18 protein-coding genes are annotated in these 23,970 nt (G+C 70.5%); 6 read left to right on the forward strand and 12 right to left on the reverse strand.

The genetic code is table 11. The features are described from left to right. Positions 1-254 precede the first annotated feature (254 nt). Both QMF80_RS28395 and QMF80_RS28400 read right to left on the reverse strand, forming a co-directional pair. Positions 255-4,205: an Rne/Rng family ribonuclease gene (locus QMF80_RS28395; RefSeq protein ID WP_283458365.1), complete on the reverse strand. Its 3,951-nt coding sequence runs from the start codon at positions 4,203-4,205 to the stop codon at positions 255-257. Positions 4,206-4,440: 235 nt separating this feature from the next. After that, entirely contained in the window at positions 4,441-5,229 is a 789-nt protein-coding gene (locus QMF80_RS28400; RefSeq protein WP_283458367.1) for a TIGR03936 family radical SAM-associated protein, read from the reverse strand. A gap of 511 nt (positions 5,230-5,740) precedes the next feature. On the opposite strand from QMF80_RS28400, the gene QMF80_RS28405 reads away from it, so the two are divergent. From QMF80_RS28405 to QMF80_RS28430, 6 genes are all read left to right on the forward strand, one after another. Then, the gene (locus tag QMF80_RS28405; RefSeq protein ID WP_283458368.1) at positions 5,741-7,315 is read left to right on the forward strand and encodes a recombinase family protein; all 1,575 of its coding nucleotides are present in this window, start codon (positions 5,741-5,743) and stop codon (positions 7,313-7,315) included. Between the two features lie 408 nt (positions 7,316-7,723). Further along, positions 7,724-8,083 carry a hypothetical protein gene (locus tag QMF80_RS28410; protein WP_283458371.1) on the forward strand — a complete coding sequence of 120 codons (360 nt, stop codon included), beginning with the start codon at positions 7,724-7,726 and terminating at the stop codon, positions 8,081-8,083. Between the two features lie 440 nt (positions 8,084-8,523). Then, positions 8,524-8,661 (forward strand): hypothetical protein, encoded by a 138-nt coding sequence (locus tag QMF80_RS28415; RefSeq protein ID WP_283458373.1) that lies wholly within the window; start codon positions 8,524-8,526, stop codon positions 8,659-8,661. 151 nt (positions 8,662-8,812) lie between these two features. Further along, a complete protein-coding gene (locus QMF80_RS28420; protein WP_283458375.1) occupies positions 8,813-9,610 on the forward strand; it encodes a hypothetical protein in 798 nt (265 codons plus the stop codon). Between the two features lie 193 nt (positions 9,611-9,803). Then, on the forward strand, positions 9,804-10,637 hold the full coding sequence (locus QMF80_RS28425; protein WP_283458377.1) for a recombinase family protein: 834 nt from the start codon (positions 9,804-9,806) through the stop codon (positions 10,635-10,637). 179 nt (positions 10,638-10,816) lie between these two features. Next, the gene (locus QMF80_RS28430) at positions 10,817-11,089 is read left to right on the forward strand and encodes a hypothetical protein (protein WP_283458428.1); all 273 of its coding nucleotides are present in this window, start codon (positions 10,817-10,819) and stop codon (positions 11,087-11,089) included. A gap of 415 nt (positions 11,090-11,504) precedes the next feature. Here QMF80_RS28430 and QMF80_RS28435 read toward each other — a convergent pair whose 3' ends face one another. The 10 genes from QMF80_RS28435 to folC form a co-directional block, all read right to left on the reverse strand. Next, complete coding sequence (locus QMF80_RS28435) at positions 11,505-13,430, reverse strand: TIGR03960 family B12-binding radical SAM protein (protein ID WP_283458379.1); 1,926 nt, start codon at positions 13,428-13,430, stop codon at positions 11,505-11,507. A gap of 91 nt (positions 13,431-13,521) precedes the next feature. Then, a complete protein-coding gene (locus tag QMF80_RS28440) occupies positions 13,522-15,033 on the reverse strand; it encodes a CYTH and CHAD domain-containing protein (protein ID WP_283458381.1) in 1,512 nt (503 codons plus the stop codon). 61 nt (positions 15,034-15,094) lie between these two features. Beyond that, positions 15,095-16,294 (reverse strand): rod shape-determining protein RodA, encoded by a 1,200-nt coding sequence (gene rodA / locus QMF80_RS28445; protein WP_283458383.1) that lies wholly within the window; start codon positions 16,292-16,294, stop codon positions 15,095-15,097. Further along, entirely contained in the window at positions 16,294-18,471 is a 2,178-nt protein-coding gene (mrdA, locus tag QMF80_RS28450) for a penicillin-binding protein 2 (protein WP_283458385.1), read from the reverse strand. Before mrdA ends, rodA begins: the two co-directional genes overlap by 1 nt. 13 nt (positions 18,472-18,484) lie before the next feature. Then, on the reverse strand, positions 18,485-19,198 hold the full coding sequence (gene mreD, locus QMF80_RS28455) for a rod shape-determining protein MreD (RefSeq protein ID WP_283458387.1): 714 nt from the start codon (positions 19,196-19,198) through the stop codon (positions 18,485-18,487). Between the two features lie 12 nt (positions 19,199-19,210). Continuing rightward, positions 19,211-20,152 (reverse strand): rod shape-determining protein MreC, encoded by a 942-nt coding sequence (gene mreC, locus QMF80_RS28460; RefSeq protein ID WP_283458389.1) that lies wholly within the window; start codon positions 20,150-20,152, stop codon positions 19,211-19,213. Positions 20,153-20,294: 142 nt separating this feature from the next. Further along, positions 20,295-21,314: a rod shape-determining protein gene (locus QMF80_RS28465; protein WP_215018090.1), complete on the reverse strand. Its 1,020-nt coding sequence runs from the start codon at positions 21,312-21,314 to the stop codon at positions 20,295-20,297. Positions 21,315-21,610: 296 nt separating this feature from the next. Then, positions 21,611-22,021: a nucleoside-diphosphate kinase gene (gene ndk / locus QMF80_RS28470; RefSeq protein ID WP_283458390.1), complete on the reverse strand. Its 411-nt coding sequence runs from the start codon at positions 22,019-22,021 to the stop codon at positions 21,611-21,613. Positions 22,022-22,085: 64 nt separating this feature from the next. Next, positions 22,086-22,442 carry a DUF4233 domain-containing protein gene (locus QMF80_RS28475; protein ID WP_283458392.1) on the reverse strand — a complete coding sequence of 119 codons (357 nt, stop codon included), beginning with the start codon at positions 22,440-22,442 and terminating at the stop codon, positions 22,086-22,088. 4 nt (positions 22,443-22,446) lie between these two features. Continuing rightward, entirely contained in the window at positions 22,447-23,958 is a 1,512-nt protein-coding gene (folC, locus tag QMF80_RS28480) for a bifunctional tetrahydrofolate synthase/dihydrofolate synthase (protein ID WP_283458395.1), read from the reverse strand. Positions 23,959-23,970 lie beyond the last annotated feature (12 nt).

The following is a 23,970-nucleotide window of genomic DNA, read 5'->3' on the forward strand; positions in this document are numbered from 1 at the left end:
TCGGGGCGGATGCTCCTGAAGCCAGCCGCTCAGGCAGGCCCGTCGCGAAGACGGGACCGCACAGATCCGGATTGGACGAGCGGCCTCTCCCCATACGGCGCGAAAGCGCACGCGACGGGAGGAAGGTGCTCAGGAGCGCGGCGCGCCATAAGACACGCCGACGGTCTAGGTTACGGGGCCCCAGTTCAGGAATCAAACCGGGCCCTGCACGGCTGTGGGCCCCCCCGTCCGGCGGGGCCCACACCCGGTGTGGGTCAGGCTTCGGTCGTCGGGGCCGACACGGACGGGAGCGTCTGCTGCTCGGCCGCCGCGGTCTTCTTCGTCGCCGCCTTCTTCACGGTCTTCTTGGCGGTCGCCTTCTTCGCGACCGTCTTCTTGGCAGCCGTCGCCGTGGCCGTGGCCTTCTTGGCGGCGGTGGCCTTCTTGGCCGGGGCCTTCTTGGCGGCCGTCTTGCGGACCGCCTTCTTGGCCGGGGCGGGAGCCTCGGCCTCGGGCTCCGCGGCCTCGGGCTCGGCGGCCTCGGGCTCGGCGGCCGGGGCCTCCGCCGGCGTGGTGGCGACCACGACGACGGCGGCGTCGGCCGAACCGGCCGGGGCACCGGCGGGCGCGGTGGCCTTGCGCGTCGCCCGGCGGCGCGGACGGGCCGGGGCGGCCTCCACCACGGGCTCCGGCTCCACCACGGGCTCCGGGGCGGCCGGCTCCGGCGCGGGGGCCTCCTGGGCGGGCTCGGCCGCCTTGGGGGCACCCGCCGGGGCGGTGGCCTTGCGGGTGGCGCGGCGCCGGGTACGGCCCTGCGGAGCGGCTTCCTCGACCGGCTCGGCCACGGCCTCGGCGACCGGAGCCGCCGGGGCGGCCTCGATCACCGGCTGCGGCGGGGCGACGGGCTCGGCCACCGGCTCGGGCGCGGCGACGCGCTCGGCCACGGGGGCCGGAGCCTGTGCCTGTGCCTGTGCCTGTGCCGGAGCCTGGGCGGCGCCCCCGCGCGGAGCGCCCGCCGGAGCGGTCGCCTTGCGGGTGGCGCGGCGACGGTTGCGCCGACCGCTCAGACCCGCCGCGGCCTCGGCCTCGGCAGCGCTGCTGTACAGCTCCTCGTCCGCGACGAACTCCGGCTCGGGCAGGGCGCGCGGCGCGGCGGCCTCGGCGGCCACCTCGGCCTCGGTCTCGATCCGCTCGGTCTCGACGTCGGCCTCGAGCTCCGCGTCGATCTCGTGCTCGTGGTCGTGCTCGGAGGTGCGGCCCGCACGCTTCTTGGCGCGCTTGCCGTTGCCGCCGCCACCGATGGCCGTCGGCTGCTCCATGTGCACGATGACGCCGCGGCCGTTGCAGTGGACGCAGGTCTCGGAGAAGGACTCCAGCAGACCCTGGCCCACCCGCTTGCGGGTCATCTGGACCAGGCCCAGCGAGGTGACCTCGGCCACCTGGTGCTTCGTACGGTCGCGGCCCAGGCACTCCAGCATGCGCCGCAGCACCAGGTCGCGGTTGGACTCCAGGACCATGTCGATGAAGTCGATGACGACGATGCCGCCCAGGTCGCGCAGCCGCAGCTGGCGCACGATCTCCTCGGCCGCCTCCAGGTTGTTCCTGGTGACGGTCTCTTCGAGGTTGCCGCCCTGACCGGTGAACTTGCCGGTGTTGACGTCGATGACGATCATCGCTTCGGTCTTGTCGATCACCAGGGAGCCGCCCGAGGGCAGCCACACCTTGCGGTCGAGCGCCTTGGCGAGCTGCTCGTCGATCCGGTACGTCGCGAAGACGTCGACCTCGGAGGTCCAGCGCGAGAGGCGGCCGGCCAGGTCCGGGGCCACGTGGTTCACGTAACCGTGGATGGTCTCCCAGGCGCTGTCACCGCTGACGATGACCTTCGAGAAGTCCTCGTTGAAGATGTCGCGCACGACGCGGACGGTCATGTCCGGCTCGCCGTACAGGAGGCTCGGCGAAGAGGTCGAGATCTGCTTCGACTTCTTCTGGATGTCCTCCCACTGGCCCTGCAGGCGCTCGACGTCACGGCGCAGCTCGTCCTCGCTCGCGCCCTCGGCGGCGGTGCGCACGATGACGCCCGCGTCCTCGGGGACGATCTTCTTGAGGATGGTCTTCAGGCGCGCGCGCTCGGTGTCGGGCAGCTTGCGGCTGATGCCGGTCATCGAGCCCTCGGGCACGTAGACCAGGTAGCGGCCGGGCAGCGAGACCTGGCTGGTCAGGCGGGCGCCCTTGTGGCCGATCGGGTCCTTGGTGACCTGCACCAGGACCGACTGGCCGGACTTGAGGGCGGCCTCGATGCGGCGGGGGCCGTGGGCCATGCCCAGCGCCTCGAAGTTGACCTCACCGGCGTACAGGACCGCGTTGCGGCCCTTGCCGATGTCGATGAAGGCGGCCTCCATGGACGGCAGCACGTTCTGGACCTTGCCCAGGTAGACGTTGCCGACGTACGAGGTGGCTTCTTCCTTGTTGACGTAGTGCTCGACGAGCACGTCGTCCTCGAGGACGCCGATCTGGGTGCGCTCGCCGCTCTGGCGGACGACCATCACGCGCTCGACGGCCTCGCGGCGCGCCAGGAACTCGGCCTCGGTGATGATCGGGACGCGGCGGCGGCCCTGCTCGCGGCCTTCACGGCGGCGCTGCTTCTTGGCTTCCAGGCGGGTCGAGCCCTTGATGGACTGGACCTCGTCGGAGGACGTCGACAGCGGTGCGGACTCGCGCTCGCGCGCCGGGCGGGGCTCGCGGACCTTGACGACGGTGCGTACGCCGTCCTCGTCGCCCGAGTCGCCGTCCGCGCCGGAGTCACCGCTGCGGCGGCGACGGCGACGGCGGCGACGGCTGGAGCTGGAACCGGCCGGGCCGTTCTCCCCGTCCTCGTCCTCGGCGGACCCGTCGTCCTCGTCGGCCTCCTGCTCGGCGGCGGCCTCGTCGTTCTCCTCGGCCTCGTCCTCGGCGGACTCGTCGAGGTCGGCGGCCTCGCCACGACGGCGGCGACGGCCACCGCGGCGGCGACGGCGCGACGGGCGGTCGCCCGACTCGTCGTTCTCGTCCTCGTCCAGCTCGGCGGCCTCGGCCTCGGGCTCCTCGTCCAGGACGGACTCGAAGGAGATCGGGCCGGTGGCGGCGGGCGCCTGCGCCGGGGCGGCGTCGACGCCGTGCTCGGGGGCGGCGCCACCGCGGCGACGGCGGCGGCGGCCCGCGGCGGGGGCGGCGGGCGCCTGCACCGGGGCGGCGGCCTCGAACTCGGCCTCGAACTCGATGTCCTCGTCCTCGGCCTCCTCGGCCGGGACGTGCGCGGCGGCGGCCATCATGGCTGCGGTCTCGGGGGTCTGGAACATCGGCTCGGCGAACACCGGGGCCTGGAACACGGCGACGGCGGGGCGCGCGGCGCGGCGGCCACGCGGCTCGGCGGGCGCGGCCGGGGCCACGGGCTGCGGGGCGGCGGCCGGAGCTGCGGCGCGGGTGGCGCGGCGGCGCGGGGCGCGGCCCTTCGGGGAGTCCACGGCGTCGGCGACCGTCACGGCGGCCTTGGCGGCGGCCCCCCTGGGCTGCTCCTCGACGACCGGAGCGGCTTCCGCGGCTTCGGCGGCGGGGGCGGCGACGGCGCGGGTGGCGCGGCGACGGGCTCGGGGCGCGGGGGACGCGTCCTCGACCGGAGCGGCGGCCGCAGCCGCGACCGGCTCGGCCACCGGGGCCTCGACGGCTTCCGCGGCCGGGGCGGACTCGGCGGCCGGAGCCTCGGCAGCGGTCATGGCGCGGGTGGCGCGACGGCGGGCTCGCGGCGCCGGAGCGGCGTCCTCGACCGGAGCCTCGGCGACGGGGGCCTCCTCGGCCACGACGGGCTCGGCTGCCTGCACGGCCTCGGCGGCGGGGGCGGCGACGGCGCGGGTGGCGCGGCGACGGGCTCGGGGCGCGGGGGACGCGTCCTCGACCGGAGCCGCGACCGGAGCCGCGGCCGGCTCGGCCACCGGGGCCTCGGCCGCTTCCGCGGCCGGGGCGGTCACGGCGCGGGTGGCGCGGCGACGGGCTCGGGGAGCCGGAGCGGCGTCCTCGACCGGAGCCGCGGCCGGAGCGGCCGCGGGTGCCGCTTCCACCGTCTCGGCGGCCACGACGGCCCCCGGGGGACCGGCCGGGCGCGACGCGGCGCGGCGGCGCCTGCGCGGCGGCAGGTTGTCGCTGGGGCTGCTGCCCTCGGCGGTGTTGTTGGTGTCGTTCTCGTTGTTGAGCATGTGCGGGGTTCTCCCGTCGCGCTCCCGGGCGCCGCGGCTGACATCCGGTCCGGCGCGGATTCGCGCGTTGAGCGCGAACCCGGCCTCCGGGGCGCGTGCGCCACACGGGAGCTGTAGTCCATGGCCGCCGGTTCCGTACGTGTGTGTTCGTACGGCCTGGCGGAAGTCTTCAGGTCATTGCGCTGCCCGACCCAGGTGGATCCCGGGTGCCAGGGCGGCGCGGCAACGACTGTCCTTACGCGGCGGGACCTTCCGGCGCCTTCGCGTCGGCAGCCTCGGTCGCCGTGGATGGGGCGGCCGTGACGGCTTCGCGGTCGGGCGCGAGCGGGTCGGTCACCGTGCCGGACTCCTCGTCGAAGAGCCCCTGCGCCAGCCTGGTCACCGCTGCGGGGACCGGCGGCGCCAGGTCGGCCACAACTCGGAGACCGGACAGGACGTCGTCGGGTCGAACGGCAGGTGTCAAATGCCGAACAACCAGCCGCAGTATCGCACAAGCACTGTCCGGCGTCCTATCAGCCGGAACGGCCGAGGCCGGGACGACGGCGAGACTGACGACGGCGCCACGCGTGTCGAAGGTGCGCATGCCGTTCTTCGTACGGCGCTGGACCTCGACGGATTCGGCGGCGAGGAAGACCTCGACGGCCCGTTCGGCCTCGGCGGGTTCCGTGCCTTCGAGGCGCAGTTCCCATACGGAGGCGGTCAACCGGTCGGCCAGGCCCGAGGTGCGGGCCTCGACGGCGTCGGTGATGTCGAGCCCGGCCGGCATCGACTCGTCGAGCAGCTCCCGCAGTTTCTGCGGGTCGCGGGCTTCGGCGAGGGCGATCTCCAGGTACTCGGCCTCGCTGCCGGTCCCGGTGGGGGCGGCGTTCGCGTAGGAGACCCGGGGGTGGGGGGTGAAGCCCGCCGAATACGCCATGGGGACCTCGGCGCGGCGCAGGGCCCGCTCGAAGGCTCGCTGGAAGTCTCGGTGGCTGGTGAACCGGAGGCGGCCGCGCTTGGTGTAGCGCAGTCGGATGCGCTGCACCACCGGAGCGGGAGGGGGGCCTTCGGGCTGTCGCTTGCCCAGTGGTTCTTCTCCTTGTGCGGGGCGGCCGCTCTCGCGCGCCGCCCGGAGGTCTGTGGGGCCGTCCGGCCGTGCCCGCAGCTCCGGCTCACCCCTGCTCGCGCAGGGAGATCTCGGGTGCGGGCGCGTTGCCGACAGCTGTCGTACTACCCACAGTACGCGTCCGTGACCTCCCTGGTCGCACCGGAGGAGCGGCCTCGGTCGATGGAACCGGGCTCGGCGAGCCAGCGGGTACCGAGCGCGACGTGCCCGCACAACGTACGGATCGGCTCGCGCCCGGCGCATCTCCGGGCCCCATGGGAATGCCCATGCCCCCCGCCGGATCCCGGCGGGGGGCATGGGGGGGAGAACAGCGACCGCTACTTCACGACCGACAGCGGCAGCAGCTTCTGGCCCGTCGGGCGATCTGGATCTGCGTGTCCATCTGCAGGCAGATGGACACAGGGCTACATCCGTCCATACGCTCCGGCTCATGAAGACGTATGCCGTCGAGACCGAGTGGACTGCCTCAGACCTGGCCCTCTTGGAGGACCTGAGGAAGGCAGAGGCTCTACTCCCTGCGGATGCTCCGCGTGCCCTGCTGTCCATCCGCCTGTCCGTACTGACGGAGGACACGACGTCGCCGGTACGGCAGGATCTGGACCTCCGCCTCCTGGCCAGAGAGAAGGGGTGCCGCGTCGTCGGCATCGCCTCCGATCTCAACGTGTCGGCGACGAAGGTTCCGCCGTGGAAGCGGAAGGAGCTGGGCGAGTGGCTCAACAACCGGGCCCCGGAGTTCGATGTCCTGCTCTTCTGGAAGCTCGACAGGTTCATCCGCCGCATGTCGGATCTCTCGACCATGATCGAGTGGTGCGAGCGGTACGGGAAGAACCTCGTGTCGAAGAACGACAGCATCGACCTCGAATCAACTGTCGGCCGGATGATGGTCACGCTCATCGGTGGTATCGCCGAGATCGAGGCGGCGAACACGTCGACACGGGTCGCGTCGCTGTGGGACTACACGCGGACTCAGGACGCGTGGTTCGTCGGCAAGCCTGCGTACGGCTTCGTCACCACGAAGGCGAACGGAAAGCCCTCCCTCGCCATCGAGCCGAACGCACACAAGGCACTGCACTGGGCTCGCCGCATGGCACTTCGGGGAGTGTCTGCCCGGCGCATGGCTCTGTGCCTCGTGCGCTCCGGGCTCATGTCCCCAGGGCTCACTACCTCGACTCTCCTCCGGCGCCTCCGTAACCCGGCGCTCATGGGCTACCGGGTGGAGGAGAACAAGAACGGCGGCGTACGCCGCTCGAAGCTGATACTCGGACACGACGGCAAGCCGATCAGGGTGGCCGATCCCATCTTCACCAAGGAGGAGTACGACGAACTCCAGGAGGCCATCGACCGGCGCGGCAAGAACCAACCCCAGCGCCAGACGCACGGCGCGACGCAGTTCCTGGGAGTCCTCACCTGTGTCGACTGCACGTCGAACATGACCGTGCACGTCAGGACCAACAAGTTCGGCCAGTACCAGTACCTCCGGTGCCAGAAGTGCAAGAGCGGAGGGCTCGGCGCCCCGGACCCACAGGGTGTGTACGACGTGCTTGTAGACGACGTCCTACGGGTTCTCGGCGATTTCCCCGTCCAGGTCCGCGAGTACGCGCAGGGGGCTGAGGCTCGCGCCGAGGTGAAGCGACTCGAAGAGGCCATCACCTACTACATGACCGGACTTGAGCCCGGAGGCCGCTACACGAAGACGCGGTTCACTCAGGAGCAGGCAGAGAAGACGCTCGACAAGCTCACCGACGAACTGAGTGCGATCGACCCTGAGACCACCCAGGACCGATGGACTCTCGTCCACAACGGGAAAACGTTCCGCGAAGCGTGGGAGTCGGGAGGCATGGAGGCCATGGCCGAGGATCTCCGCCGCGTCGGCATCACGTGCGAGGTCAAGCGGACCAAGGTCAAGGGGGTACGCGCGCCCTCCGTACACCTGCGCCTGAAGATCCCCCGTGACGTACGCGAGCGACTCGTCATCAAGGGCGACGACTTCGCCGCGAAGCTCTGAGGAGTAGCGCCGCCCCTGCCCTGGCTCGCTTACCGCGCCGCGAGGGGCGGGGGCTCGGCCGGCACGGTTGACGACCGCAACCGGCCATGTAAGAAGATCCTTCCGTTCCTTAGATGAGCGGACACCGTAGCTCCCGTCGTGTGACGCCGGTAGAGCTGGCCACCCCGTGAAGGGGCCGCCACCCCAAGGGGCTGGCAGGGGAAGCCAAGGGCACCCCGAAGCGCAGGACGGTTCTGCGCGACTTCCACTCACCCGCCGAGGTACAGCTACGCGCTGCCCTCGGCCGCCGCCGGGAGGTCGCCACCCCTTGAACATCACGATCGAAGTCGTTTGGACCTGTGAGGCCTGCGCATCGCCTCTCGTCGACGGAGAGACTCACGACTGTGGCGGCACGGAGGTTCCGAGCCGATGAGCACGAGCACCATCAACTTCGGCCCCGGCCGCCCGTGGGGCGGGGTATCTCAGCGCGAGTACCAGCGCATGGCCCGAGACCCCCGACACCAGCTCGCCTACCGCATCCACTTCGCGGCCCTCGGTTGGTCCGACCGCCACGGGCACGCGAGCTTCGGCCCCGGCAAGCTCGCCGTGCTGCTCGGCAAGGAGGGCAAGCCCCTGTCCGACCAGAGCACGAACAACGCCCTGGCTCGCGCCAGGGAGCTGGAGCTTGTCTCGCCCCGATCGGGGGCCGCTTGCCTCGTCCTCCCCTCTCACGTCTTCCAGAAGAGGAAGGGCGCACCCGTGCCGTGCCGCCTGCACCTCGATCGGTGACTACATCTCTCGCGTGTAGCCAGCACACGCCTCACGTGTACCGAGACGACATCTCACCTGCGGAAACGTTCGCGCCTTCTCTTGTCTTTTTGGCCTCACAGCGGCCCCCGAAGGGGCCGACAGCAGGAAGACCAGGAAGCCAGCCAGGTTGGGGCGTTGCCACGCCCCCACAACGTGAAGCCGCACGGCCAGCCCCGGAAAGCCTCACTCTCGTGCGGGCTCTGAGTGCCGGCTCAGCTGCGCGCAGCCTCCCCACCTGCTACTTCTCCGCCGCTGCACCCATTCTCCGGCTTCCCATCGCCCTTGAAACCGTGGCGCAATCTTGGCCGCCAAGACATGGCGGTCGGGCAAGGCCCCCTTGGGGGTCATACCCCCACCCCTTCGCCGTCGCCGTTGGTCACGGGCGTGACGACCATGACGCTGTCGGCGTTGTCCCTGTCATGACTGCGAACGAGTGGCTGGAGTGCTGGTTGGCGCGAGCGCCCATGCTCAGCGAGGAGCAGGTGGACGAGATCCTCAGTCTCATGGGGCTGGAGCAGGAGCCAGCTGGCAGGGGCTACGACCAGAGCGTCTCGTAAACCTTCGTTTTCGGGACGGACGGACCAGGCTCGGGGCGCGTCCGTTTCGCCCACGCCCGGATGTCTCTGTCCCCCGACAGCGAACCTGGACCGATTGTCATCGAAGTTGGACCGAAGGCCCTTGTCAGTGGAGTGCGCTTTCCTGTCCTGCATGGAGCTCACGCATTCGGCGCTTAACGACCTGCTGGCCCGGCTCACCGAACCGAGCGGGTCTCTGCACCTGTCACTGGACATTGACCCGCATACGCTCGTTGAGAGGCTGGCCGACCGTCACGGGGCACCACGGATCCTGGTCCTGGACGGCTTCACGGACCCGACCGTGGACGAGTCCTGTGGCGTGGCTCTTCTCACCCTTCTCGAAGGCCGGGGCGTGACGATACGGGCATGGGCGTACGGAGGGCAGTGGATCGGCGCTGGTACCGCCCGAGATGCGCAAGGGATCATTCGGCCGGTGCTGGTGACCGCGCCACGGCGGATACAAGCGCCGCCTGCGGGGATGACCGGCCAGGATGAGAACTGGGTCGAGCGGCTTATCGGAATCACCGGCTGGACTTCGCCCCCGCGGCGGCCGAACGTCGACTGGGCGCAGGTAGAAGCAGGCGTGGGTACGCGCCTTCCCAGCGACTACAAACGCATGGTCGAGACGTTCGGGGAGGGCGCCTTCGACGCGTACCTCAACCTGAATCAGGAGCCGTGGACCCACCTCAAGGAGGACGGCCTGCTCATCTGGGCGGGCACCGAGCACGAGAACTTGTACTGCTGGCAAACCAACGACGGCGACGCCGACCGCTGGCCCGTCACTGTCCAGACCTTCGACGGCGAGCTCGTCCCCTTCGACTGCCCGGCCGCGGAGTTTGTCTGCCGCATCCTCCTTGACCCGCACCACCCGTTCACGATGGCCCACTACTTCGACACCCATTGGTTCATGAACTACCGGGAGAACGAGTGAACGAAGTCTGCCGACCACGGCTACGCAGGCCCGATGAGACCACGCTGCGTCCGGTTCATCCGGGGCAGCGCCGCAAGAGCAAGCAGCCAGTCCAACTTCAATGGGTTCGCTGTCAGGGGACAGTCTCGCAACCCGTCCCGAAACAACGTCCTCATCGCTGACTTTCGGGACACGTTTGTGAGACTGTCTCGTCATGACCACGAACACCCCGGCCGCACAGGTCGAACGCCACACCTGCCCGAAGTGCGAAGCCCCCGCCGGTAGCCCCTGCCGCACGACCACGGGCAAGGTGGCAGCGAACTACCACACAGGCCGCTTCGCCCTGGTGCCCGCGCTCAAGGCAGAACTGACCGTGAAGGCTCCGGCCGACCGCAACCCCGGTAAGGCGTGGACACAGGGCGCTCCCGTCACACAGGTGCCCGACGCGATACCGGGCGCAGCGATCCGCCTGGGCTACGCCCGTTGCTCAACCGTTGGGCAGGAACTTCAGTCCCAGTTGGACATGCTTGCCCGTGCCGACTGCACCCGCGTGTTCTCGGAGAAGATCAGTACCCGCGTGAAGGAGCGGCCGGAGCTGGAGAAGGCGCTCACTCTGGCCCGGGAGATCAAGGCAGCCGCACCGGGTCAGCCGGTCATCCTGACCGTGGTCGAGATGAAGCGTCTTGCCCGTAGTGCGGCAGAGCTGATGACGCTGTCTTCCACCCTTCAGGCGGACGGCATCCAACTGGAACTGCTGTCCGGTCCCCTTCAGGGCGTGTACGACCCGAACGGGGCAGGCGCCATCGTGTTCGCCGTCCTTGCCGTGAGTGCCGAGGTGGAGCGGGAAGGCATCCGGGAGAAGACGTTGGAAGGGCTGGAGGCTGCGGCCCGGAAGGGCAACGTCGGTGGGCGTCCGTCCGTCGTGGATGACGACGCGCTCGCCGTAGCCCGTGCCCGGCACGCCAAGGGAGACAGCGTCACAGTCATCGCCAAGGCCCTGGGAATCGGCCGTGCCACGTTGTACCGCCATCTGGGAGAGAGCGCCTGAGGCAGGCGCACAGGGACACAGACAGGCCCCCGGCATCACGTCGGGGGCCGCTGTCATGCACGGGCCTGTCAGGCGCGCACTTCCGAGTGCGCCGGGACCGGTGGCTGAAGGCCCGTGAGGGACTCCGCGCGAGCGAGAAGGCGCGGTGCCAGGTCCGGGTACCAACCACGGGCTACGGCTTGCAGCATCTCCGCCAGGGCCGCAAGCTCCCCGACTCGGCCGGCTGGGGTGTCCAGGACCGAAGCGAACTCCAGTCCTACCGGCGCAGGGGTGCCGTGCTGGCCGATCTCGCCGCCATCGGCGCCAAGCGACGCGACCCCGAACAAGTCGTCCTGTACGGGCGGGAAGCCATCCCGAAGCCCGGCTACGTCGCCGACTGGCCGGACCTCCCGAAGTGGCAGCAGGAGACCGACGCCGACATCTTCGAGGCCATCGAGAAGACTGCCTCCTGATCCTGGCCGCTTGAGACAGCCCCCGGAGCGAGCGGGGCATACCCACCGGACCGGGGGCCGAGCCTTGCCCAGGAGCGCCTCGCGGACGCCTGCCGGGCGAACAGCCCCCGAGGGTGGCATCCGACGCGGCGGGGGCGTACAGCCCCTCTCGCAGCCGGTGAGCCCGCCTCACTCGGGACAGGCGAGAGGCGCCCGGCTGTTACTGCCCGGACGCCTCTCGTCAGCTACACCCACTCGACCGCCGAGACGATGCCCGGATCTTGCCGAGGAGCAGGGAGCGGCGTGCGCCGCACAGGGCGGGAAGCCTGCTCGCGCTCCTTCGCCCCGAGCCCACGAAGGATCTCGGTACGCTCCGCCTCGCTCATGCCAGCGAGCGTCTCAGCCATCCTCTGGACGGCATCGCCGCTGGTCACGGCTACTTCTTGACCTCAAGTGGGAGCAGCTTCTTCCCCGTCGGTCCTACTTGTGGCCATGTGTCGAACTGCGGGCAGACACCGCAGTCGAAGCAGGGGGTCCAGCGGCAGTCCTCGACCTCGGTCTCGTCGAGGGCGTCCTGCCAGTCCTCCCAGAGCCAGTCCTTGTCGAGACCGGAGTCCAGGTGGTCCCAGGGCAGGACCTCCTCGTAGGTGCGCTCGCGGGTCGTGTACCAGGCCACGTCCACGCCGTACGCGGGGAGCGCCTTCTCGGCCGCCTGCATCCAGCGGTCGTACGAGAAGTGCTCGCGCCAGCCGTCGAAGCGGCCGCCCGATTCGTAGACCGCGCGGATGACGTCGCCGATGCGGCGGTCACCGCGGGACAGCAGGCCCTCGACGATGCCCGGCTTGCCGTCGTGGTAGCGGAAGCCGATGGAGCGCCCGTACTTCTTGTCGCCGCGGAGCTTGTCGCGCAGCTTCGCCAGCCGGGCGTCCGTCTCCTCCGCCGACAGCTGCGGGGCCCACTGGAAGGGGGTGTGCGGCTTCGGGACGAACCCGCCGATCGACACGGTGCAGCGGATGTCGTTCTGGCCGGAGACCTCGCGGCCCTTGGCGATGACGTTGACCGCCATGTCGCCGATCTGCAGGACGTCCTCGTCCGTCTCGGTCGGCAGGCCGACCATGAAGTACAGCTTCACCTGGCGCCAGCCGTTGCCGTACGCCGTGGCTACCGTCCGGATCAGGTCCTCTTCCGAGACCATCTTGTTGATGACCTTGCGCATGCGCTCGGAGCCGCCCTCGGGGGCGAAGGTGAGGCCCGAGCGGCGGCCGTTGCGGGTCAGCTCGTTGGCCAGGTCGACGTTGAAGGCGTCCACGCGGGTGGACGGCAGGGACAGGCCCACCTTGTCCTGCGTGTAGCGGTCGGCGAGGCCCTTGGCGATGTCGGCGATCTCGCTGTGGTCCGCCGAGGACAGCGAGAGCAGACCCACCTCCTCGAAGCCCGTGGCCTTCAGCCCGCGCTCCACCATCTCGCCGATGCCGGTGATGCTTCGCTCCCGTACGGGACGCGTGATCATGCCGGCCTGGCAGAAACGGCAGCCGCGGGTGCAGCCGCGGAAGATCTCCACGGACATGCGCTCGTGGACGGTCTCGGCGAGCGGGACCAGGGGCTGCTTCGGGTAGGGCCACTCGTCGAGGTCCATGACCGTGTGCTTGGACACCCGGTACGGAACGCCGGAGCGGTTCGGAAGGACACGCGCGATACGGCCGTCCGGGAGGTATTCGACGTCGTAGAAGCCCGGCACGTACACCCCGCCGGTCTTCGCCAGACGCAGCAGGACCTCCTCGCGCCCGCCCGGACGGCCTTCGGCCTTCCAGGCGCGGATGATGTCGGTCACGTCGAGGACGGCCTGCTCGCCGTCGCCGATGACCGCGCAGTCGATGAACTCCGCGATCGGCTCGGGGTTGAAGGCCGCGTGGCCGCCCGCGAGGACGATGGGGTGGTCGACCGTACGGTCCTTGGCCGCCAGCGGGATGCCCGCCAGGTCCAGCGCCGTCAGCATGTTGGTGTAGCCCAGCTCCGTGGAGAAGGACAGGCCGAACACGTCGAACGCGCCCACGGGGCGGTGGGAGTCGACGGTGAACTGCGGCACCTGGTGCTCGCGCATCAGCTCTTCGAGGTCCGGCCACACGCTGTACGTGCGCTCGGCCAGGACGCCCTCGCGCTCATTGAGCACCTCGTAGAGGATCATGACGCCCTGGTTGGGGAGCCCGACCTCGTAGGCGTCCGGGTACATGAGCGCCCAGCGGACGTCACATGCGTCCCAGTCCTTGACGGTGGAGTTCAGCTCCCCGCCGACGTACTGGATCGGCTTCTGTACGTGCGGAAGCAGGGCCTCTAGCTGAGGGAAGACCGACTCGGTCATCACGCGACTTTCGTGAAGCGGGCAGGGGGCGACTCTCAAGCGTACCCCGAGGCACGGCCGCCCCCCGCCGCCGTGATCAGGGGCCCGGAGCGGGTCACGTCAGGGATCGCGGGTCCGCGGCCTCGGCCCAGACCTCCGGCAGTTCCCGCTCCGCGCGCGCGGCCAGGGTCTCCTCGCGCCCGTAGAGCACACCCCAGCTGAAGGACGGCTCCCCGGCGCCCGACGCCTGGAGGGCCAGGCCGCGCAGAGCCTCCCGCGCGACCACGCTGTCCTGGTGGTCGCCGAGCAGGGTCTGGACCGCCTTCACCCGCTTGGCCAGCCGTTTCGCCGGGCTCCCGAGGGCGGGGCGGGCCGCCTCCGCCGCGTAGCGGGCGCGCTTGGCGGCCTTGCGGGCCTCGTGGAGGGCGACGTCGCGCTCCTCGCCCGCGGTGAGGGCGAACGCCGCCTCGATCCGCCGGGACAGCCGGGCGTGTTCGGCGAGGACCGCCTTGGGCAGGATCCGTACGGCGGGCCTGGCCGCGGCCGGGCGCAGCGGCGGGTCCTGGAGCAGCGCGTCGAGGGCGTCGAGCAGGGCGAGGTAGCGGGCGTCGTCGAGGGCGGCGAGCGCGCGGCGCCGGGAGCCGGAGCGGCGGGTGGTGTTCCAGGTCCGCAGGCGGCCGCGGACGGGGCCCACCAGCAGGGGGCGCGGGAGTTCACCGATCCGGGCCTGGAGCCGTTCGAGGAGGACCTCCTGGTCGCGGTCGACGCCGAGTTCGGCGGCGAGCCAGCGCAGTTCGGCGCGGAGCGGGTCGGTCCGCTCGCGGTCGACGACCGTGCGGTAGGTCCGCAGGGCGCTGCGCAGGCGCCGGGTGGCGACCCGCATCTGGTGGACGGAGTCGGGCAGGCCGCGCCGGACGGCGGGGTCCTGGGCGACCAGCGCGGCGAACTGCTCGCGCAGGTACGCGAGGACGTGGGCGCCCGCGGTGCCGTCGGCCGGGGTGCCGCCGGGCCGGGGGGCGGGCGCGGAGCCGGTCTCGGCGAGCGCGCGGGCGAGTTTGGAGGGGGCCTCGGACACCGTGAGCCCGGCCTTGCGGAACGTCTTCTCGACGGCGTCGAGGAGTGCGGGATCGACGCCGTCGGCGAGTTCGACCTCCACCTCGGTCCAGGCGGCGCTGGCGTCGTGGCCCTCGGCGCGTACGGCGTCGGTGCTCAGTTCCGCGAGCAGCGCGCCGTCCGCGTCCAGGAGGTGGAGCACCCGGCGCGAGGACAGCAGCCGCATCTGCGGCAGCAGCGCGCCGTCGCGGACCCGGGAGCGCAGCAGGGCGGTGAGGGCGCCCGGCACGGTGTCGGCGAGCCCGGCCCGGATTTCGTCGCGCACGTCGGGCGAGACGGGCAGTTTGAGGTGCCAGCCCGCGTCCGCGCCGCCCGTTCTGCGCCGCAGGGTGAGCCCGTCGGCGGCGAGCCGCTGGTCAAGGGTGTCGTAGTAGACGGCGTCGAGGTCGACGGTGCCCCGGTCGTGGACGGCGGCGATGCCGGCCGTCCCCGTCAGGTCGGGAACCCCGCGCTGTCCGGCTTCGACGCTCGTGAACTCGAATTTCCGCTCGATCTCGCGCTTCGTGTCCGCCATGGATCGAACTTAGTCCGGAACGGAACGCGACGTGAAGCCGAAGGAAGGTCCCGGCCACCCGTCAGGCCGACATCGGCCGCTGCACCCTGATCGACTGGAGCAGTCCGATGGCCACCCACACGGCGAACATCGACGATCCCCCGTAGGACACGAACGGCAGCGGCAGCCCCGCCACCGGCATGATGCCCAGGGTCATCCCGATGTTCTCGAAGGACTGGAACGCGAACCAGGCGATGATCCCGGCGGCCACGATCGTCCCGTACAGCTCGGTGGTCTCGCGGGCGATCACGCAGGCCCGCCAGAGCACCACCCCGAGCAGGACCAGGATCAGCCCGGCCCCGACGAAGCCCAGCTCCTCGCCCGCCACGGTGAAGACGAAGTCGGTCTGCTGCTCCGGCACGAACTGGCCGGTGGTCTGCGAGCCCTGGAAGAGTCCCTCGCCCAGCAGCCCGCCGGAGCCGATCGCGATGCGCGCCTGGTTGGTGTTGTAGCCGACGCCCGCGGGGTCCAGGGCCGGGTTGGCGAAGGCCGCGAACCGGTTGATCTGGTAGGCGTCGAGGATGCCGAGCTGCCAGATGAGCACGGCGCCCATCGCGCCGGAGCCGAGCAGCCCCACCACCCACCGGTTGGAGGCCCCGGAGGCCAGCAGCACCCCGAGCACGATCATGACCATGACCATGACCGAGCCGAGGTCGGGCATCAGCATGACGATGCCCATGGGGGCGGCGGCCAGGCACAGCGCCTTGACGACGGTCCGGTGGTCGGGGTGGTCGAGGTCGCCCGCGTCCACCCGGGCCGAGAGCAGCATCGCCATGATCAGGATGATGGTGATCTTGACGAACTCGCCGGGCTGGAGCGAGAAGCCGCCGCCGATGACGATCCAGGCGTGCGCGCCGTTGATGGTCGCGCCGAGCGGGGTGAGCACCGTGATGACCAGGAGCAGCGAGAGCCCGTACAGGACCGGCACGGCGCCGCGCAGGGTGCGGTGGCCGAGCCAGATCGTGCCGATCATCAGCACCAGGCCGATGCCGGTGTTCATGGCGTGCCGGAAGAGGAAGTAGTACGGGTCCCCGTTGTTGAGGGTGGTGCGGTTGCGGGTGGCCGACCACACCAGCAGCGCGCCGATGAAGGACAGCGCCAGCGCGCTGAGCAGCATCGGCCAGTCGAGGCGGCGCAGCACCGAATCGCGGGCGGTCAGCTTGCCGATCGCACCGCGGTCGGGGGCGTAGCGGGAGACGGAGAAGGTGTTCGGTCCGGGCATCAGTCCTGCCTCCCGGTCCCCGGGGCGGGCGGCCCGGCGAGCGGGGGCGGGGGCGCGTCGGTCGGGTCGGCGGGAACGTACGGCTTGATCTCGGGCGCGTCGATCGAACCGTCGGGCTGGATCTTCGGCAGGGCCGACTCGGGGTGGGGCAGCAGGGCCGTCTTGAGGTCCTGCTTGCCCGCCATGTCGAGGCCGTAGATCGCGTTGTAGATGTTGCGCACGGCCGGGCCGGAGGCACCGGAGCCGGTACCACCCTGGGAGATCGTCATCACGATCGTGTAGTCCTCGGTGTACGTGGCGAACCAGGACGTCGTCTGCTTGCCGTAGACCTCGGCGGTGCCGGTCTTGGCGTGCATGGGGATCTGCTTCTGCGGCCAGCCGCCGAAGCGCCAGGCGGCGGTGCCACGCGTGGCGACACCCTCCAGCGCGTCGTTTATCTTCGACCGGGTCTCCTCGGTCATGGGCAGCTTGCCGTGCGCCTTCGGCTGGATCTCCTCGGTCTTCTTGCCGTCGGCGCTGATGACGGCCTTGCCGATGGTCGGGTTCCACAGGGTGCCGCCGTTGGAGATGGCCGCGTAGATGGTGGCCATCTGGATCGGGGTGACGAGCGTGTCGCCCTGCCCGATGGAGTAGTTGACGGCGTCACCGGCGCGCATGAGGTTGCCTTCGAGGCAGTTCTCGTAGGACAGCAGCTCGACGTAGGTGCCGCCCTTCTTGCCGGTCTTGCACCACTGGTCCTTGTTGGCCTCCCAGAACTTCTGCTTCCACTCGCGGTCGGGGATCCGGCCCTTCTCCTCGCCCGGCAGGTCCACACCGGTCTCCGCGCCGAGGCCGAACTGGTGGGCGGTCTTGTAGAAGATCTGCGCCGGGTTCTTCACCGGCTTGAGACCGCCGTCCTTCAGCCACTGCTGGTGGCCGAGGGCGTAGAAGACGGTGTCGCAGGACACCTCCAGGGCCCGGCCGAGGGTGATGGAGCCGTGGCCCTGGGACTCGAAGTTCTTGAAGACCTGGCCGCCGATGGAGTACGAGCTGGGGCAGGGGTAGTCGCCGTCGAACTTGTACCCGGCATTGACCGCGGCCGCGGTCGGGACCACCTTGAAGATGGAGCCGGGGGCGGCCTGGCCCTGGATCGCCCGGTTCATCAGCGGGACGTTGGATTCCTTGGCGGTGAGCTTGGCGTAGTCCTTGCCGGAGATGCCGCCGACCCAGACGTTGGGGTCGTACGTCGGGTTGGAGGCCATGGCCACGACGCGGCCGGTCTTGGACTCCAGGACGACGACGGCGCCCGCGTCGGCCTTGTAGTTGACACCGGTGTTGCGGTCGTTCTGCTTGCGGGCCTCGACCATGGCCGCGTTCAGCTCGTACTCGGCGACGCCCTGGACCCGGGCGTCGATGCTGGTGACCACGTTCGCGCCGGGCACGGACGGGTCGTTCTGGGCCTCGCCGATGACCCGGCCGAGGTTGTCGACCTCGTAGCGGGTGACGCCGGACTTCCCGCGCAGCTGCTTGTCGTACGTACGTTCCAGGCCGAAGCGGCCGACCTGGTCGGAGCGCAGGAACGGGGAGTTGGTGTCCTTCGCGGCCTGGATCTCGTTGTCGGTGACCGGCGAGAGGTAGCCGAGGACCTGGCCGGTGTTGGCGCCGCCGGGGGCCGGGTAGCGGCGTACGGCGGTGGGCTCGGCGGTGATGCCGGGGAAGTCCTCGGGGCGCTCGCGGATCTGGAGGGCCTGCTGGGTGGTGGCTTCCAGGGTGACCGGGATCGGCTGGTAGGGGGAACCGTTCCAGCAGGGCTGGGGGGTCTTGGAGTCGCAGAGCCGGACCTTGTCCACGACGTCCTGCGGCTTCATGTCCAGGACCCCCGCGAGGCGGCTCAGGACACCCTTGCCCTTGTCTTTCATCTTCATCAGCTCGGTGCGGCTGGCGGAGACGACCAGACGGGTCTCGTTGTCGGCCAGCGCCACCCCGCGCGCGTCCAGGACCGCGCCGCGCACGGCGGGCTGGACGACCTGCTGGACGTGGTTGTTCTTGGCCTCGTCCGCGTACTCGGCGCCGTTGCGGATCTGGAGGTACCACAGGCGCCCGCCGAGCGTCAGCAGCAGCGAGAAGACGAGCACCTGGATGATGACGAGCCGGATCCGCACCCGGGGGGTGCGGCCGGTCTCGGGAATGTTGGTCACGCGTGCTCCCCCGTCACAGCTTCTTGACGCCCTTGACGCTCTTCACGCCCTTGACGCCCTTGACTCCCTTGATGCGGACGGCCTTGTTGGCGCGGCCGCGCGCGGTCTTCATCCGCAGGCCGCCGCGCTGACTTCCGATGCGCAGGCCCGTGCCCCCCGAGAGCCAGCCGGAGGCCACGTCGGCGCCCTGCCCCGGGCCGCCGTTGGCCTCGACGGCCATCGGGTCGCTCTCGGCGCGCCGGGCCAGCGCCATCAGGAACGGCACGGTGAAGGGCGCGAGCAGCAGGTCGTAGAGGACCGCGGTGAAGAGCAGTCCTACGAGGCCCACGTGGCGGGCGGCGGTGTCGCCGACCAGGGCGCCCACTCCGGCGTACAGCAGGGTGGAGGCGAACGCGGCGGCCACCACGGTCAGCATCGGGCCCCAGGCGGAGCGGAAGCGGCCGTTGTCGGGCCGCATCAGCCCGCAGCCGTAGCCGATGAGGCAGAGCACCAGCGCGTACCGCCCGGCGGCGTGGTCGGCGGGCGGGGCCAGGTCGGCCAGCAGTCCGGCGCTGAAGCCGATCAGGGCGCCGCCGACCGGCCCGTAGACCAGGGCGAGGGCGACGACGGTGAGCAGCACCAGGTCGGGGACGGCGCCCGGCAGCTGGAGGCGGCCCAGCACGGTGACCTGGACGACGAGGGCGACGACGACCAGGGTGGAGGCGAGCAGGATCCGGTTGAAACGCATGGCGGTCAGCTCCTACTCGGCCGGGGGCTTGATGGAGGCATTGGGCGACGGGGTGACCGTGACGGTGACGGTCGGCGTCGGCTTGGGCCCCTCGGGCTTGGGCGGCAGGACGGCGTCGCGCGGGTCCGCGCGGGGCGGCATGACGACGACGCCGACGATGTCGAGGCGGGAGAACCCGACGTACGGGCGGACCCAGACGGTGCGGGTGAGGTCGCCGCGCGAGGGGTCGACCTTGACCACCTCTCCGATGGGGACGCCGGGCACGAAGGGCTTGTTGCCGCGCGAGCCGAAGGTGACGAGGCGGTCGCCGGGGCCGATCTTCGCCTTGCCGTTGAGCATCTGCACGGACAGGGCGCGGTCGCCCTGGCCGGTGGCGAAGCCCAGTTCGCCGGTCTTCTCCAGGCGGGTGCCGACGGTGAAGTCGGGGTCGTTGGCGAGGACGACGGTGGCGGTGTCGGGGCCGACGGTGGTGACCCGGCCGACCAGGCCGTCGCCGTTGAGGACGGTCATGTCGCGTTCGATGCCGTCCTTGCTGCCCGCGTCGATGGTCACGGTCCAGGAGAAGCCCTGGGCCGCTCCTATCGCGATGACCTCGGCGCCCTTGATGCCGTACTGGCCCGAGCCCGCCCGCTTGAGCATCTCGTCCAGTTCGTGGATGCGGCTCTTGTTGCGGTCGTCGCTGCCCAGTTTGGCCTTGAGGGCGGCGTTCTCCCCTTCGAGCGCGGTGATGCGGTTGTGGCGCTCACCGGAGTCGCGTACCGCCCCTATGGCGTGCGCGACCGGGTCCACCGCGGTCGCCATGCCCTTCTCGACCGGGCCGAAGGCCGCTGCGGCGGCCTGCCGGGCACCGTCGACCGGTGACTCCTCGCCCGCTCTGATGTCCACCGTGATCAATGCGAACGCGATGGCGATCAGCAGCACCAGGAGCAGCCGGCTCTCTCGTGTGTCCCTCACGTGCGGCGGCCGTGCCTTCCTCGTCGGAATAATTCCTGCCTGTATATCAACGATCCGCCGTACGGGAGCGACAGCACCCGTACGGCGGATCCTTGTGTTCCGCGAGGTCCCCTGGCAGCGGGACCCCCTGACGGGAGCGGTGTCAGCGCCGGGGCTGCGCGTCCAGCACCTGCTGGAGCGCCTCGAACTCCTCGACGCACTTGCCGGAGCCCAGGGCCACTGAGTCGAGCGGGTCCTCGGCGATGTGGATCGGCATGCCCGTCTCCCGGCGCAGCCGCTCGTCGAGGCCGCGGAGCAGGGCCCCGCCGCCGGTCAGGACGATGCCCCGGTCCATGATGTCGCCGGACAGTTCCGGCGGGCACTTGTCGAGGGTGGTCTTGACGGCGTCGACGATGGCGTTGACGGGCTCCTCGATGGCCTTGCGCACCTCGGCGGCGGAGATGACCACCGTCTTGGGCAGGCCCGAGACGAGGTCGCGGCCGCGGATCTCGGTGTGCTCGTCCTTGTCGAGGTCGTAGGCCGACCCGATGGTGATCTTGATCTGCTCGGCGGTGCGCTCGCCGAGGAGGAGCGAGTACTCCTTCTTGATGTGCTGGATGATCGCGTTGTCCAGCTCGTCACCGGCCACCCGGATGGACTGTGCCGTGACGATTCCGCCGAGGGAGATGACGGCGACCTCGGTGGTGCCGCCGCCGATGTCCACGACCATGTTGCCGGTGGCCTCGTGGACGGGAAGGCCCGCGCCGATGGCGGCGGCCATGGGCTCTTCGATGATGTGCACCCGGCGGGCGCCCGCCTGTGTGGACGCCTCGATGACGGCGCGGCGCTCCACTCCCGTGATGCCGGAGGGTACGCAGACCACGACGCGCGGACGGGCCAGGTAGCGGCGCTTGTGGATCTTGAGGATGAAGTACCGGAGCATACGCTCGGTGATCTCGAAGTCGGCGATCACGCCGTCCTTGAGGGGCCGTACGGCGACGATGTTGCCGGGCGTGCGCCCGATCATCTTCTTCGCTTCGGAGCCTACCGCCAGGATGCCGCCGGTGTTCGTGTTGATGGCGACCACGGACGGCTCGTTCAGGACGATTCCCCGGCCCCTCACGTACACCAGCGTGTTGGCGGTCCCGAGGTCGATCGCCATGTCACGGCCGATGAACGACATGTTGTTCCCCTTGTTCCCCATGAGGAGCGTCTGGCCTTCCAGTTGATAGCGGCTGCTGTCAGGTCGGCGAGGTGGGTGTTTGTGGGTGGAGGCCCCATCGTAGTGCCGCATGTACGGGCATCGCGCGACGGGACTCCGGCAATCCGCCGGAACGGAAACCCGCCCCCTAGTGGTGACGTCGTGTCCTGCTCATGCGTTCCCGGTATCGCCCGGTCATACCGAAGGGCGACCGAAATTACTTCGGTCGCCCCAGGTCATGAGCGCTATTTGGCTGATGTTCCGTCAGGAAAGAGTCATCAGAGCGCAGGGAAGAACAGCTTCAGCTCCCGCTCCGCGGACTCCTCGGAATCCGAGGCGTGGATCAGGTTCTCCCGGGTGATGCTGCCGAAGTCACCCCGGATGGAGCCGGGCGCCGCGGCGATCGGGTCGGTGGGCCCGGCCAACTGGCGGACACCCTCGATGACGCGTTCCCCTTCGACCACCAGAGCGACGACGGGGCCGGAGGACATGAAGCCCATGAGGGGCTCGTAGAAGGGCTTGCCCTTGTGCTCGCCGTAGTGCGCTTCCAGGGTCTCCTGGTCCAGCGTGCGCAGCTCCAGCGCCGGAATCGTCCAGCCGGCCTTCCGCTCGATCCGGCCGATGACCTCGCCGATCAGGCCGCGACGGACCGCGTCGGGCTTGAGCAGGACGAGAGTGCGCTGGGTCATGTTCGAACTCCTTGCGGCATACGGGTGCGGTGCGTCGAGGCTACAGGGGCCGTACGGGCCCCCGTCACGCAGCGTCAGGCGCCGCGGCCTCGGCCTGGGCCGCCCAGCGGGCCTTGACCTCGTCGATCTTGCGGCCGTAGTGCACGGAGCACCACCACAGGCCCGCGAACACCACGCCGAGGAAGAACATCGTCGGGACGACGAACCCGCTCAGGATCAGCCCGATCTGCAGCGCCCAGCCGATCTGGACCGCGCCGGGACGCGTCAGCATCCCGCACAGCAGTACCGACAGCAGCATGGTGACCCCGCAGACCGTCCAGACCGCGGCCTGGGTCAGATCCGGGTCCTTCATCGCGACCAGGCCCGCGAAACCGATCACGAAGAACTCGCCGATCAGCGTGCTGGCACAGAGCGTGCGCATGTCCTCAGCCCCTCTTGAACAGCAGGCGGGCCTCGCCCACCGTGATCACGGAACCGGTCACCAGGACCCCGGCCCCACCGAATTCGGCCTCTTCCTCCGCCAGGGTGATGGCCGCCTCCAGCGCGTCGTCCAGCCGGGACTCCACCTGCACGCGGTCGGTGCCGAAGACCTCCACCGCGACGGCGGCCAGCTCGTCCGCGCCCATCGCCCGGTGGCTGGTGTTCTCGGTCACCACCACCTCGGCGAAGATCGGCTCGAAGGCTTCGAGGACGCCCCTGACGTCCTTGCCCTCGCTCGCGGCGACCACACCGATCAGTCGGCTGAAGCCGAAGGACTCGGTGACCGCCTCGGCGGTGGCCAGGGCGCCCGCCGGGTTGTGCGCGGCGTCCAGCACCACCGTGGGGCTGCGCCGTACGACCTCCATCCGGCCCGGCGAGGACACCGAGGCGAAGGCCTTGCGCACGGTGTCCACGTCCAGCGGACGCGCGTGCTCGGCGCCGATCCCGAAGAAGGCCTCGACCGCCGCCAGGGCGACCGCCGCGTTGCGGGCCATGTGGGCGCCGTACAGGGGCAGGAACAGGTCGTCGTACTCGCCGCCCAGCCCGCGCAGGGTGAGCCGCTGACCGCCGACCGCCACCTCGCGGGAGACCACGCCGAACTCCATGCCCTCGCGGGCCACGGTCGCGTCCACCTCCACGGCCTTCTTCAGCAGTACCTGCGCCGCGTCCACCGGCTGCTGCGCGAGGATCACGGCGGCGCCCTGCTTGATGACCCCGCCCTTCTCCTGGGCGATCTCGCCGGGGGTGGAGCCGAGCCGGTCCGTGTGGTCCAGGCTGATCGGGGTGATCACCGCGACCGACCCGTCGATCACGTTGGTGGCGTCCCAGCTGCCGCCCATGCCGACCTCGATCACGGCCGCGTCGACCGGGGCGTCCGCGAAGGCCGCGTACGCCATCCCGGTGAGCACCTCGAAGAAGGACAGCCGGTACTCCTGGGCCGCGTCGACCATCTCCACGTACGGCTTGATGTCGTGGTAGGTCTCCACGAACCGCTCGTGGCTGATCGGCAGCCCGTCCAGGCTGATCCGCTCGGTGATCGACTGCACGTGCGGGCTGGTGTAGCGCCCGGTGCGCAGCTCGAAGGCGACCAGGAGGGCCTCGATCATGCGGGCGGTGCTGGTCTTGCCGTTCGTGCCGGTGACGTGGATGGAGGGGTACGCGCGCTGCGGCGCGCCCAGGAGGTCCATCAGCGCCTCGATGCGCGTGACGGACGGCTCCAGCTTGGTCTCCCCCCAGCGTCCGGCCAGCTCCTGCTCCACCTCGCGCAGGGCCCGCTCGACTTCCGGGTCCTGGGGGCGGGAGGGGGCCTGGTCGCCCTGGGGCGCTCCGCCGTGGGCGCGCAGGGTGCGGCTACCGGCCTCGATCACCGCCAGGTCGGGGTCGCGGTCGGTCTCTTTGGCCACGATCTCGTCGAACTCGTCGGACCGGTCGTCGCTCTCGTGCTGCTGCTCACTCACGGGGCCAGTCTA

The sequence above is a fragment of the Streptomyces sp. G-G2 genome, assembly GCF_030063135.1.
Taxonomy (GTDB): domain Bacteria; phylum Actinomycetota; class Actinomycetes; order Streptomycetales; family Streptomycetaceae; genus Streptomyces.

What these genes read in the sequence shown, in the direction of transcription:
- QMF80_RS28405 (WP_283458368.1), top strand. Translation starts at nt 5,741, where the DNA reads ATGAAGACGTATGCCGTCGAGACCGAGTGGACTGCCTCAGACCTGGCC.
- QMF80_RS28420 (WP_283458375.1), top strand. Translation starts at nt 8,813, where the DNA reads ATGGAGCTCACGCATTCGGCGCTTAACGACCTGCTGGCCCGGCTCACC.
- QMF80_RS28440 (WP_283458381.1), bottom strand. Translation starts at nt 15,033, where the DNA reads ATGGCGGACACGAAGCGCGAGATCGAGCGGAAATTCGAGTTCACGAGC.
- QMF80_RS28395 (WP_283458365.1), bottom strand. Translation starts at nt 4,205, where the DNA reads ATGCTCAACAACGAGAACGACACCAACAACACCGCCGAGGGCAGCAGC.
- QMF80_RS28415 (WP_283458373.1), top strand. Translation starts at nt 8,524, where the DNA reads ATGACTGCGAACGAGTGGCTGGAGTGCTGGTTGGCGCGAGCGCCCATG.
- rodA (WP_283458383.1), bottom strand. Translation starts at nt 16,294, where the DNA reads ATGCCCGGACCGAACACCTTCTCCGTCTCCCGCTACGCCCCCGACCGC.
- QMF80_RS28410 (WP_283458371.1), top strand. Translation starts at nt 7,724, where the DNA reads ATGAGCACGAGCACCATCAACTTCGGCCCCGGCCGCCCGTGGGGCGGG.
- mreD (WP_283458387.1), bottom strand. Translation starts at nt 19,198, where the DNA reads ATGCGTTTCAACCGGATCCTGCTCGCCTCCACCCTGGTCGTCGTCGCC.
- QMF80_RS28475 (WP_283458392.1), bottom strand. Translation starts at nt 22,442, where the DNA reads ATGCGCACGCTCTGTGCCAGCACGCTGATCGGCGAGTTCTTCGTGATC.
- QMF80_RS28425 (WP_283458377.1), top strand. Translation starts at nt 9,804, where the DNA reads ATGACCACGAACACCCCGGCCGCACAGGTCGAACGCCACACCTGCCCG.
- QMF80_RS28465 (WP_215018090.1), bottom strand. Translation starts at nt 21,314, where the DNA reads ATGTCGTTCATCGGCCGTGACATGGCGATCGACCTCGGGACCGCCAAC.
- ndk (WP_283458390.1), bottom strand. Translation starts at nt 22,021, where the DNA reads ATGACCCAGCGCACTCTCGTCCTGCTCAAGCCCGACGCGGTCCGTCGC.